This window comes from Actinomadura sp. NTSP31 (assembly GCF_041951385.1).
In the GTDB taxonomy this organism is placed as follows: domain Bacteria; phylum Actinomycetota; class Actinomycetes; order Streptosporangiales; family Streptosporangiaceae; genus Spirillospora; species Spirillospora napierensis.
Map to the genome: position 1 here is coordinate 1 of NZ_JBGNUT010000009.1, position 12,344 is coordinate 12,344.

Consider the following 12,344-nt stretch of genomic DNA (forward strand, 5'->3'; position numbering starts at 1 on the left):
AATCCGCACAGAGCGCCCGACCGGTCCCGGACGGCGCGTCGAGCGCGCGCGGCGCCCTATAACCTTTGCGCGTGAGTACTTCCAGCGTCTCGGGGGCGCTCGACGCCTGGCGCGACCTCCCCGCCCTCCAGCAGCCCGAATGGGACGACCCGGCCGAGATCCGCGCCGTCGCCGCCGAACTCGCCGCGCAGCCCCCGCTCGTCTTCGCCGGCGAGTGCGACCAGCTCAAGGCGCGCCTCGCGGAGGTCGCGCGGGGCGAGGCGTTCGTCCTGCAGGGCGGTGACTGCGCCGAGACGTTCGAGGGGTCGAACGCCGACGCGGTCAAGAACAAGCTGAAGACGCTGCTGCAGATGGCGGTGGTGCTCACGTACGCCGCCAGCGTGCCGGTGGTGAAGATCGGCCGGATGGCGGGGCAGTTCGCCAAGCCGCGCTCGAAGCCGTCGGAGGTGCGCGACGGCGTGGAGCTGCCCGCCTACCGGGGCGACGCGGTGAACGGCCTGGCGTTCGACGCCGAGTCCCGCCGCAACGACCCGCACCGGCTGCTGCGGGCCTACCACTGCGCGGCGGTGACGCTGAACCTCTGCCGGGCGTTCACCAAGGGCGGCTACGCCGACCTGCGGCAGGTGCACGCCTGGAACCAGGACTTCGTGGCGACGAGCCCGTCGGGGCGCCGGTACGAGCAGCTCGCCGGGGAGATCGACCGGGCGCTGACGTTCATGAAGGCGTGCGGGGCGAGCCCCGAGGAGTTCCACAGCGTGGAGTTCTACTCCAGCCACGAGGCACTGCTGCTGGAGTACGAGCGGGCGCTGACCCGCATCGACCACCTCAGCGGCCTGCCCTACGACGTGTCCGGGCACTTCCTGTGGATCGGCGAGCGGACCCGCCAGCTGGACGGGGCGCACGTGGAGTTCCTGCGGCACATCCGCAACCCGATCGGGGTGAAGCTCGGGCCCACGACGACCGCCGACGACGCGCTGGCGCTGATCGACAAGCTGAACCCGGAGCGGGAGCCGGGCCGGCTGACGTTCATCACCCGGATGGGCGCGGGCCGGATCCGCGAGGCCCTGCCGTCGCTGATCGAGAAGGTGCACCAGAGCGGCGCCCCCGTCGCGTGGATCTGCGACCCGATGCACGGCAACACCTACGAGGCGCCGAGCGGGCACAAGACCCGGCGGCTCGACGACGTGCTGGACGAGGTCGCCGGGTTCTTCGAGGTGCACCGGGCGCTCGGCACGCACCCGGGCGGCATCCACATCGAGTTCACCGGCGACGACGTGACCGAGTGCACCGGCGGCGGCCACGGCCTCGTCGAGGGCGACCTGCACCAGCGGTACGAGACGGCGTGCGACCCGCGGCTCAACCGCGGCCAGTCGCTGGACCTGGCGTTCATGGTCGCGGAGCTGTACCGCAAGTCGTCCTGACACCCGTCCGCGAAGGGCGCGCCCGCGGTCACGCGCGGGCGCGCGCCGCGACGGCGTGGGTCCGTGAAGACGTGGTCCGTGAAGGAAGATCTCCGGTCCGTCGCGTTCCCTCGGGGACGCGGCGTCAGATGCTGACCTCGGCCCAGACGACCTTGCCGCCGGTGACCGGGTCGGCGCCCCACGAGGTGGCGAACCGGTCGACGATGAACAGGCCGCGGTGCGACTCGTCGAGAGGTCCCGGGACGGTCAGCCGGGGCAGCTGCGCGGCACGGTCGCGGACCTCGACGCGGACGCGCCCGGCCCCGCGGAGCAGGCGCAGCTCCAGAGCGGTGCCCGCGTGCCGGACGGCGTTGGCGACCAGCTCGGCGACGATCGCGGTGACGAGCTCCTCGCGTTCCATCAGCGCCCAGGTGCGCATGGTGCGGGCGGCGAGGCGGCGCGCGTACTCGACGGCCTCCGTCTGGGGCGCCGCGCGCAACGTGGTCTCCGTCATGGGATCGGTCACTCCGCCCGCTCGCCGTTCCGCATCGTGGTCCGTCCCGTCAGATCCGGCCGCCCGGGGCCGGGCGGCGCGGTGTCAGCGCCCATCGGCGGACGCCCCCTCCGCCGTGTCCTCGATCAGGAAGCGGTCGAGGCCGGTGGTGCGCAGCACGTTCTCGACGCGGCCGTAGGCGCCGGTGACGGTGAGCACGGCGTTCTGCGCCCGCGCGTGCTTGTAGGCGCGGACCAGGACGTTGAGCCCGGAGGAGTCGCAGAAGTCGACGGCGGTGAGGTCGACGACGACGACGCGCTCGCCGGCGTCCACGAGCTCGGCCAGCCGGGCCCGCAGCTCATCGGACGAATGCAGGTCGATGGAGCCGCGCGCGGCGATCGTCGCGCGGCCGTCCTGTCGTGTCGTGTGCAAGGCAAGCCCCACGCCACCCCACCTTACCGATTGTTGGTCTCCATCATGACGCCCGCAGAACGATGAGGGCAACGTCGTCGTTCGAGGGCTCGGGGCCGAAGTCGCGGACCGCGCGCTGGATGCGGGCGGCCACCGCCCCAGCGCTGAGCCCGGTACAGCCGGCCAGCAGCCGTTCCAGGCCGTGGCCGTCGCCGAGCAGCCGGCTGCCCGAGCGGCGCTCGGTGACTCCGTCGGTCACGCACAGCAGCACCTCGCCGCGGCGCAGCTCCACGGTGTCGGTGTGGAACTCCACGCCGTCGAACACGCCGAGGAGCGGCTGGGGCGAGGCGGCCTCGCGGACGCCGCCCTCCGGGTCGAGCACCAGCGGGAGCGGGTGTCCCGCGCTGGTCAGCCTGATCGTCACGCCGTCGCGGCGGCGGCGCGCCGCGATCTCGCCGTGCAGCAGGGTGAGCAGCCGGCCGCGCTCCCCCTCGCCCAGGATCAGCCGGTTGAGCCGGGTCAGCACGGCCGGCACCGACATGTCCTCGGCGGCGAGGATGCGCAGCGCGTGCCGGGCCAGGCCCGTGACGGCGGCGGCCTCCGGGCCGGTGCCGCACACGTCGCCGATGGCGAACCGCCAGCGGGACGCGGGCTGCGGGCCGCCGGGCCGGGCGCCGGACTCGAACACGTCGTAGAAGTCGCCGCCGACCTCGCTGCCCTCGCCGGCCGGCTCGTACACCACCGCGACCTCGAGGCCGGGGATCTCGGGGATGCCCGGCGGCAGCAGGCTGCGCTGCAGGGCGCTGCTCATGGCGGTCTGCGCGGAGAACAGGCGGGCGTTGTCGACGGCGAGGGCGGCGCGGCGGCTGAGCTCCTCGGCCAGCTCGATGGCGCTGCGCTGGAACCGGTCGGCGGCCGGGCGGCCGATGACGATGCTGCCGATGCGCCGGCCCCGGGCGATCAGCGGGAAGGCGTAGACCTGGTCGTCGGCGGTGCCGCCGGCGGCGGCGCGGACCTCCCGCGGCGCTCCGGCCGGTCCGTTCCACGGTCCGGGGGCGTCCATCGGGGGTGCGGAGCCGGCCTGCTCCAGCAGGTCGCGCAGGCCGTCGGCGCGGGTCTCGTCGGCGTGCCAGACGTAGGCCAGCCGCGCGGGTTCGGCCTCGGTGACGGTGTAGACGGCGCACCAGGTGGCCAGCCGCGGCACGACGAGCTGGGCGACCAGCGCCATCGTCCGCTCCTGGTCGAGGGTGCCGGCGAGCAGGTCGCTGGCCTCGGCGACGAAGCTGAGCCAGCCGCGCCAGGACCGTTCCAGCTCGCCCACCCTGGCCTTCTCCAGGGACAGCGATATCTCGTCGGCGAGCCGGCCGAGGCGGGCGCCGTCGGACTCCCCGAACCGGCCGGGGGCCGAGGCGACGGCCACCAGCAGGCCGGTGAGGCGGCCCTGCGACTCCAGCGGCGCGGCGGCCAGGGAGCCCGCCCGCAGCGCGGCGGCGGCCGGATCGTCGGCGCCGGGGGCGACCCACGGCGTGCCGGCGCGGACGGCCGGGGCGAGGCCGCCGACCGTCAGGCCGCCGAGCGGCATCTCCGCTGCGGTGCCGCTCGACGCGCCCATGATCAGCCGTCCGTCGCGCTCGGTCAGCAGCACGGCCGCGCCGTCGGCGCCGAGGACCTCCCGGACGGCCGCGACGGCGTCGTCCATGGCCTCGACCGCGGCCGGGGAGCGCAGCAGCCGGTCGCCGGCGGCGGGCGGCTCGGCCATCCCGTCGGTGTCGAGCCGCTCGGCGTCGAGCCGGTCGTCACGGGTCCGCCCGCCGGGGGCGGCGGCGCCGAGCCCGGCCTCGGCGGCCGCGTCGAGCTCGGCGAGCTCGTCGAGGTCGGGCGGGGCCTGTTCGGGGGCGGGGCCGCCCGGGGCCGGTGCCTCTTCGGCGGGCCCGGCCTCGGCGGCCTCGCCGGGGGCCGCGCCGGCGTCGGCGCCGGGGCGCGGCAGCCGGAACCACACGCCCTTGGTGCGGCGGTCGTAGGAGACGCCCCAGGATGCGGCCAGCCGGGCGATCGACGGCAGCCCGCGGCCGCTGGAGGCGGTGACGCCCGGCATCTCGATGCCCCGGGTGGGGTGCCGGTCGCGGACCTCGATCTCGATGTCGCCGTCCTCCAGGCGGCAGGAGACCTCGAAGGACGTGCCGGCGTAGGCGACCGCGTTGGTGGCGAGCTCGCTGGTGGCCAGCACCGCGTCGTCGGCCGCCTCCTCCATGCCCCAGTCGGCGAGCACCTTCCGGACGAAGCGGCGCGCGTCCGCCACCGCCGCGGCGGCGGACGGGAACGTCGCCGACGCCGTCTGCCGATCCAACTGCCGTCCCTCGTTCGAAGCCTGATTACCCGGGTCTGGCCATCGTGGCAGACTGTCCGGCCACCCGGCCACGAGAGTCGTGAACCGGGGCCGCGGAACGTCTCTGACCTGGTGAGCGCCCCCGCCACAACACGACAGACCGTAACACGAAGACTACGGGCCCCGATCCGCGACCTAAGCCGCGTGTCCCCCGTCGGCGTGCGATTCGGGTCGGGGAACGGCCGGCAACGTAGAGTACAGATGCGGCCGGGAGGCGGTCCCGAACGACCGCTCCCCGTGCCGGGCACCCCGGCGACCGCGGGCCAGGAGGATGAAGAGCATGCCGCGTACAGCGTCCCGTGCCCGCCCCGCGGGCGGGTCTCGCGACACCACGCCGCGTTACAGCGACGCCGATCTCGAACCGCTGCTGAAGGCGCTGGCCGCCGTCCGCGACGGCAGGACGGGCGCCGAGCTGAACGTGCCCGGCGAGGGCGCCGTGGCCGAGGCCGCGGGGATCCTCGAGGAGATCCGGCGCAACGGCCACGACCTCGCCACCGGGCTGGCCCGGGTGCGGCGCGAGATCGGCCGCGAGGGCCAGCTGCGGGGCCGGCTGGCCCCCGGGCCGCTGCGCGGGACGTGGGCGACGGCCGTGGAGGACGCCAACGCGATCATCGACAAGCTGACCGACCTCGCCACCGGGATGCACCGGGTGGTGGAGGCGGTGGCGGCCGGCGACCTGAGCCAGCGGGTCGAGCTGCGGGTCCGCGGCAGGCCGATGCGCGGCGAGCTGCTGCGGATGGCCAAGTCGGTGAACGGCATGGTGGAGCTGCTGGACCAGTTCACCTGGGAGGTCACCCAGTTCGCCCGCGAGGTCGGCACGGAGGGGCGGCTCGGCGGGCAGGCCCCGGCGCGCGGCATGACCGGCCGCTGGCGGGACGTGACGGCGGCGGTGAACGTGATGGCGGGGCGGCTGACGTCCCAGGTCCGCGACATCGCGGAGGTCACCACGGCGGTGGCGCAGGGCGACCTGACCCGGAAGGTGACGGTCGAGGCGACCGGTGAGCTGCAGGAGCTGAAGCTCACCGTCAACCAGATGGTCGACCAGCTCTCGGCGTTCGCCGACGAGGTGACCCGCGTCGCCCGCGAGGTCGGCACCGAGGGCCGCCTCGGCGGCCAGGCCAACGTGCGGGGCGTGAGCGGGGTCTGGAAGAACCTGACCGACAACGTCAACGCGATGGCGAACAACCTGACCTACCAGGTCCGCAACATCGCGCAGGTCACCACCGCCGTCGCCGAGGGCGACCTCAGCAAGAAGATCACGGTCGACGCGCAGGGCGAGATCCTGGAGCTCAAGGACACCGTCAACACCATGGTCGACACCCTGTCGGCCTTCGCCGACGAGGTCACCCGCGTCGCCCGCGAGGTCGGCACCGAAGGACGCCTCGGCGGCCAGGCCAACGTGCCCGGCGTCAGCGGCGTCTGGAAGGACCTGACCGACAACGTCAACTCGATGGCGAACAACCTGACCATGCAGGTCCGCGGGATCGCCCAGGTCACGACGGCGGTCGCGCAGGGCGACCTGACCCGCAAGATCGCGGTGGACGCGCAGGGCGAGATCCTGCAGCTCAAGGACACCCTCAACACCATGGTCGACACGCTGTCGGCGTTCGCCGACGAGGTCAGCCGGGTCGCCCGCGAGGTCGGCACCGAGGGCCGCCTCGGCGGCCAGGCGCACGTGCCCGGCGCCGGCGGCATGTGGAAGGACCTGACCGACAACGTCAACGGCATGGCGTCCAACCTGACCTACCAGGTCCGCAACATCGCGCAGGTCGCGACGGCGGTCGCGCACGGCGACCTGACCCGCCGCATCGACGTCAACGCGCAGGGCGAGATCCTCGAGCTGAAGACGACGCTGAACACGATGGTGGACACGCTGTCGTCGTTCGCCTCCGAGGTCACCCGCGTCGCCCGCGAGGTCGGCAGCGAGGGGCGGCTCGGCGGGCAGGCCGAGGTCGAGGGCGTCTCGGGCACCTGGAAGCGGCTGACCGAGAGCGTGAACGAGCTGGCCCGCAACCTGACCACGCAGGTCCGCGCGATCGGCGCGGTGGCCAGCGCGGTCGCCACCGGCGACCTGACCCGGACGATCACCGTGGAGGCGCGCGGCGAGGTCGCCGAGCTGTCCGACAACGTCAACCTGATGGTCGCCACCCTGCGCGAGACGACCCGCGCCAACGAGGAGCAGGACTGGCTGAAGACCAACCTGGCCCGGATCGGCGGGCTCATGCAGGGGCACCGCGACCTGATGCAGGTCGCCGAGCTGATCATGCGCGAGCTGACCCCGACGGCGAGCGCCCAGTACGGCGCGTTCTACCTGGCCGAGGGCGGCGAGGACGCCGAGCTGGTGCTGATCGCCGGGTACGGGACGCGGCGCAGCCGGATCGGCACGGTCCGGTTCGCGCTCGGCGAGGGCCTGGTCGGGCAGGCGGCGCAGGAGCGCCGGCCGCTGCTGATCAACGACGCGCCGGCCGACTACGTCCGGATCGGGTCGGGGCTGGGCGAGTCGTCCCCGGTCAACATCATCGTGCTGCCGATCGTGTTCGAGGACGAGGTGCTCGGCGCGATCGAGCTGGCCTCGTTCGGCCGGTTCACGGACGTCCACCTGGCGTTCTTCAGCCAGCTGATCGAGACGATCGGGGTGACGCTGAACGCGATCCGCGCCAACACCCGGACCGAGGCGCTGCTCGGCGAGTCGCAGCGGCTCGCGCAGGAGCTGCAGGAGCGCTCCGACGAGCTGCAGCGCCAGCAGGGCGAGCTGCGGCACTCCAACACCGAGCTGGAGGAGAAGGCGGCGCTGCTGGCCCAGCAGAACCGCGCGATCGAGATCCAGAACTTCCAGATCGAGCAGGCGCGGCGGACGCTGGAGGAGCGCGCCGAGCAGCTGGCGATCTCCTCGCGGTACAAGTCGGAGTTCCTGGCGAACATGTCGCACGAGCTGCGCACGCCGCTGAACAGCCTGCTGGTGCTGGCCAAGCTGCTGTCGGAGAACCAGGGCGGCAACCTCACCGACAAGCAGGTCGAGTTCGCCCGGACGATCCACGAGTCCGGCACCGACCTGCTGGAGCTGATCAACGACATCCTCGACCTGGCCAAGGTGGAGGCCGGGAAGATGGAGGCGCACCCGCAGCGGCTGTCGGTGCCGGCGCTGGTCGACTACGTCGACGCCACGTTCCGCCCGCTGTCGCTGGACAAGGGCCTGCAGTTCGGGGTGGAGGTCGCGCCGGACGTGCCGGCGACGCTGAACACCGACGAGCAGCGGCTGCAGCAGGTGCTGCGCAACCTGCTGTCGAACGCGGTGAAGTTCACCGCCGACGGCGAGGTCCGGCTGGTGATCGAGCGGGCCGGGGACATCGACTTCACGCTGCCGGCGCTGTGGAACACCCCGGACGTGATCGCCTTCCGGGTGATCGACACCGGCATCGGGGTGAGCGCGGACAAGCTGCAGGAGATCTTCGAGCCGTTCCAGCAGGCCGACGGGACCACCAGCCGCCGCTACGGCGGCACCGGGCTGGGCCTGTCGATCAGCCGGAACATCGCCCGGCTGCTGGGCGGGGAGATCCAGGCGGAGAGCCAGCCCGGCCGCGGCAGCGTGTTCTCGCTGTACCTCCCGGCCCAGTACAGCGAGCCCGAGGCCCGGCGCCGGTCCGCGGCGCCGGACGAGGCGGACGGGGAGCCGCAGGCCGCGCCGGCCCTGCCGGCGGGCCGCGCCGCGGACGAGGACGGCGCGCCGCGCGCGGCGGTCGGCGCCGGCCGCGAGAACGGCGCGCCAGCAGGGCGGCGGAGGCCCGAGCGTCCGGGGCGGGCGGAGCCCGCGCTGAACGGGGTGCTCGCCGAGCCGCCCGCGGACTTCGTCGACACCGTGCTGTCGGGCCGCAAGGTGCTGATCGTCGACGACGACGTCCGCAACGTGTTCGCGCTGACCTCCGTCCTGGAGGGCTACGGGATGGAGGTCCTGTACGCCGAGGACGGGCAGGCCGGGATCGACCTGCTGCACCGCAACCCGGACGTGGCGATCGTGCTGATGGACGTGATGATGCCCGGCCTGGACGGCTACGCGACGACGGCGGCGATCCGGCGGATGCCGCAGTTCGCCGAGCTGCCGATCATCGTGATCACCGCGAAGGTGATGAAGGGCGATCGCGAGAAGAGCCTCGAATCGGGCGCGTCGGACTATGTGCCGAAGCCCGTCGACGTGGATCATCTCCTTGACGTCATGAGGAACTGGCTGCAACCCTCCATCGTCCGCTGAGGAGAGGAGTCGTCCGGCAGGTAGGGTCGCCGTGGGGGCAGGAGCACGGCCGCGGGCGCGGGAGCGCGGGCGCGGCCGTACGGCGGGGGCCGGACCGGAATCGGAGAGACGACGCGTGGACGACAAGGCGAAGATCCTGCTCGTGGACGACCGCGAGGAGAACCTGATCGCGCTGGAGGCCATCCTCAGCTCGCTCGATCAGGATCTGGTCCGGGCGCGGTCCGGCGAGGAGGCGCTGAAGGCCCTGCTCACCGACGAGTACGCGGTCATCCTGCTGGACGTCGTCATGCCGGGGATGGACGGGTTCGAGACGGCCCGCGACATCAAGCGCCGCAAGAAGACCCGCGACCTGCCGATCATCTTCCTGACGGCGGTGAACAGCGACCCGGACTACGCGTTCCGCGGCTACGCGGCGGGCGCGGTGGACTTCATCTCCAAGCCGTTCGATCCGTGGGTGCTGCGCGCGAAGGTGTCGGTGTTCGTGGAGCTGCACACCAAGAACAGGCAGCTGCGCGACCAGACGGCCCTGCTGCGCGAGCAGGCCGCGCTGCTGCGGGAGCAGTCGACGCTGCTGAAGGCGCGGGACGCGGGGGCGGCCAGGGACGATGGGGCGGCCGAGGGCGACGGTGAGGCCGGCCCGCGGGCCGCCGACCGGCTGGCCGAGGTGGTGGAGCAGGCCGAGACGGTCGGCAAGCACCTGCCGCCCGCTCTGCAAGGCGAGTACGACGAGCTGGAGCGGCGCCTGGCCGCGCTGCGGGAGGCTCTGGACGGCGGCTGAGGCCGCGTTACCGCGCGGCGGCGGCCGGCCGCGGTCGATCGACTGGCCGTGTCCGGTCAGTGACGCTTCGCTGCCCGCGGCGCCGGGGAGGGTTCCGCCGGGAGGTGGGGCCGTGGACGTCGCCGGGCTGTTCCTCGCGGGCGCGGGGGCGGGTCTGCTGGCGGGCGGCACCACGTGCGCGGCGACGCAGCTCGGCCTGCTGACCGGCGCGGTCGGCGGAGCCCCGGACGGTGCTGCCGGTACCGGTGCGCGGGCGGCGCGGCCGGTGCGTCAGGTGTCGGTGTTCCTGGCGGCGAAGCTGGTCTCGCACGTGGCGCTGGGCGCGCTGCTCGGGCTGGTGGGCGGCGCGGTGCAGCCGGGGCCGCGCCTGCGGGGGGCGCTGCTGGCGGCCGCCGCGCTGGTCCTGGCGCTGTTCGCGCTGGATCTGCTCGGCTTCGGCCCGGCGCGCCGGCTGCTGCGGCGGCGCAGGGGCTCCGCACCGGACCCCGAAGAGCCGGACGGCCGCTGCCACGTGCCGCGGGGCGGGCGGTCGCGGCGGCCCGTGGTGCTGGGGGCGGCCACGGTGCTGGTCCCATGCGGGCTGACGCTGTCGGCGGAGCTGCTGGCCGTGACGTCGCGGTCGGTGCTGGGCGGGGCCGTGGTGATGGGCGCGTTCGTGCTGGGCACGGCGCCGCTGTTCGGGCTGATCGGCGTCACGGTCGGGCGGGCGATGGCGCTGCTGCGGGGACGGCTGACCGCGCTGCTCGCCGTGGCGCTGCTCGCGGCGTCCGGCTGGACGCTGCTGTCGGGCCTGCGGCTCGGCGGCTGGCTGCCGGGCGGCGGCGGGACGGCGGCGGCCGACTCGGCGCGGTTCGTCCGGACGGACGGGTCGGGCACCCAGTTCGTGACGGTGTGGGCGCTCGACCGGGGCTACCGGCCCGCGCTGCTGACCGCGCGGGCCCGCGTGCACACCGTCCTCGTGCTGCGGACCCGGCACACGTCCGGGCACATGCGGGTGTTCACCATCCCGAGCCGCGACAGGGACGTGTACCTGCCGGCGACCGGCGAGACGCGGGTCGATCTCGGCGCCCCGGAGCCGGGCCGGATGCGCTTCATGTGCGCGTCCGGCCACTACCCCGGGGCGGTCACGTTCCGCTGACCCGCGGCGGGCGGGTCAGGACGACGCGGCGAGCTTCGCGCGGGCGGCGGCGATGCGGGCGAGGGTCCGGTCCCGGCCGAGGATCTCCAGGGACTCGAACAGCGGCAGGCCCACGGTGCGGCCGGTGACGGCGACGCGGACGGGCGCCTGGGTCTTGCCGAGCTTGAGGCCGTGCTCGGTGCCGATGCGCTCGAGCCGGTCCTTCAGCTCGGCGGCGTTCCACGGCGCGTCCTGGTAGGCGGCCTCGGCGGCGGCGAGGATCGCGGCGGCCGGCTCCTTCATCGCCTTGGTCCAGGACTGCTCGTCCTGCGGCGGCTCGTCCAGGAACGCGAAGTCGATCATCTGCACGATCTCCGACAGCAGCGCGACGCGGGTCTGCGCGAGCGGCGCCAGCTCGGCGAACACCGCGACGTCCACGTCGAACGGCGCCTCCTGCAGGAACGGCAGGCACTCGGCGATGAACTTCTGCTCCGGCAGCGCCCGGATGTACTCGCCGTTGATCGCGCGCAGCTTCTTGACGTCGAAGAAGGCCGGCGAGGAGTTGACGTCCTCGATCCGGAACTCGTCGACGATCACGTCCCACGGAACGATCTCGCGGTCGTCGGACGGGGCCCAGCCGAGCAGCATCAGGTAGTTGCGCATCGCCTCGGCGAGGTACCCCTCGGCCCGGTAGTCCTCCAGGGCGACCTTGTCGCGGCGCTTGGACAGCTTCTGCCGCTTCTCGTTGACGATCACCGGGACGTGCGCCCACACCGGCGGCTCGCCGCCGAGCGCCTCCCACAGCAGCTGCTGCTTGGGCGCGTTGGACAGGTGCTCCTCGCCGCGCACGACGTGGGTGATGCCCTGGCTCATGTCGTCGACGGCGTTGGCCAGCAGGAACGTGACCGACCCGTCGGCGCGGGCGATGACGAAGTCCTCCAGGACGGCGTTGTCGAAGACGGGCTTGCCGCGCAGCAGGTCCACGACGGTGGTCTGGCCCTCGTCGGGGGTGCGGAAGCGCAGGGCGCGCCCGGGACCGGCCTCCAGGCCGCGGTCGCGGCAGAACCCGTCGTAACCCTTGTGCTGGTCGCCGGTGCGCGCGATGACGGCCTCGCGGGTGCAGTCGCAGTAGTAGGCGCGGCCCTGCTCCCGCAGCGTCCGGGCGGCCTCGGCGTGCCGGTCGGCGTTGGCGGACTGGAAGTAGGGGCCCTCGTACTGCTCGCCGTCCATGCCGAGCCAGGCCAGGGCGCGGATGATGCCCTCGGTCCACTCGGGGCTGTTCCGGGAGGCGTCGGTGTCCTCGATCCGCAGTACGAGCGTGCCGCCCGACTGGGCCGCCATCACCCAGTTGAACAGCGCGGAGCGGGCGCCGCCGACGTGGAACATGCCGGTCGGCGAGGGCGCGAAACGTACCCGGATCGAAGAGCTCGAAGACATGCCCCCCAGGGTAGAGCGCGCGGGGGGCCGCTCGCGCCCCGATGAGGACGCGCCGCCCGGCGTGGCGTCCCCCGCC

Annotated in this window: 8 protein-coding genes; 4 read left to right on the forward strand and 4 right to left on the reverse strand. The window is 73.8% G+C overall.

Annotated elements, in window-relative coordinates; translation table 11 throughout:
• Nucleotides 1–71 precede the first annotated feature (71 nt).
• Complete coding sequence (locus ACA514_RS16900; RefSeq protein WP_375042090.1) at nucleotides 72–1,421, forward strand: class II 3-deoxy-7-phosphoheptulonate synthase; 1,350 nt, start codon at nucleotides 72–74, stop codon at nucleotides 1,419–1,421.
• A 124-nt stretch (nucleotides 1,422–1,545) separates the two neighbouring features.
• On the opposite strand, the gene ACA514_RS16905 is transcribed toward ACA514_RS16900, so the two are convergent.
• From ACA514_RS16905 to ACA514_RS16915, 3 genes are all read right to left on the reverse strand, one after another.
• Nucleotides 1,546–1,914, reverse strand: a complete 369-nt coding sequence (locus ACA514_RS16905) for an ATP-binding protein (RefSeq protein WP_034517645.1) — start codon at nucleotides 1,912–1,914, stop codon at nucleotides 1,546–1,548.
• 84 nt (nucleotides 1,915–1,998) lie between these two features.
• Nucleotides 1,999–2,337, reverse strand: a complete 339-nt coding sequence (locus ACA514_RS16910; RefSeq protein ID WP_375042091.1) for an STAS domain-containing protein — start codon at nucleotides 2,335–2,337, stop codon at nucleotides 1,999–2,001.
• 31 nt (nucleotides 2,338–2,368) lie between these two features.
• Nucleotides 2,369–4,651: a SpoIIE family protein phosphatase gene (locus ACA514_RS16915; RefSeq protein ID WP_375042092.1), complete on the reverse strand. Its 2,283-nt coding sequence runs from the start codon at nucleotides 4,649–4,651 to the stop codon at nucleotides 2,369–2,371.
• Between the two features lie 319 nt (nucleotides 4,652–4,970).
• On the opposite strand from ACA514_RS16915, the gene ACA514_RS16920 reads away from it, so the two are divergent.
• From ACA514_RS16920 to ACA514_RS16930, 3 genes are all read left to right on the forward strand, one after another.
• A complete protein-coding gene (locus ACA514_RS16920) occupies nucleotides 4,971–8,936 on the forward strand; it encodes a HAMP domain-containing protein (RefSeq protein ID WP_375042093.1) in 3,966 nt (1,321 codons plus the stop codon).
• Between the two features lie 115 nt (nucleotides 8,937–9,051).
• Complete coding sequence (locus ACA514_RS16925; protein WP_375042094.1) at nucleotides 9,052–9,714, forward strand: two-component system response regulator; 663 nt, start codon at nucleotides 9,052–9,054, stop codon at nucleotides 9,712–9,714.
• A 112-nt stretch (nucleotides 9,715–9,826) separates the two neighbouring features.
• Entirely contained in the window at nucleotides 9,827–10,852 is a 1,026-nt protein-coding gene (locus ACA514_RS16930; RefSeq protein WP_375042095.1) for a sulfite exporter TauE/SafE family protein, read from the forward strand.
• Nucleotides 10,853–10,867: 15 nt separating this feature from the next.
• Here ACA514_RS16930 and gltX read toward each other — a convergent pair whose 3' ends face one another.
• Complete coding sequence (gene gltX, locus ACA514_RS16935) at nucleotides 10,868–12,268, reverse strand: glutamate--tRNA ligase (RefSeq protein ID WP_375042096.1); 1,401 nt, start codon at nucleotides 12,266–12,268, stop codon at nucleotides 10,868–10,870.
• Between the last annotated feature and the right edge of the window lie 76 nt (nucleotides 12,269–12,344).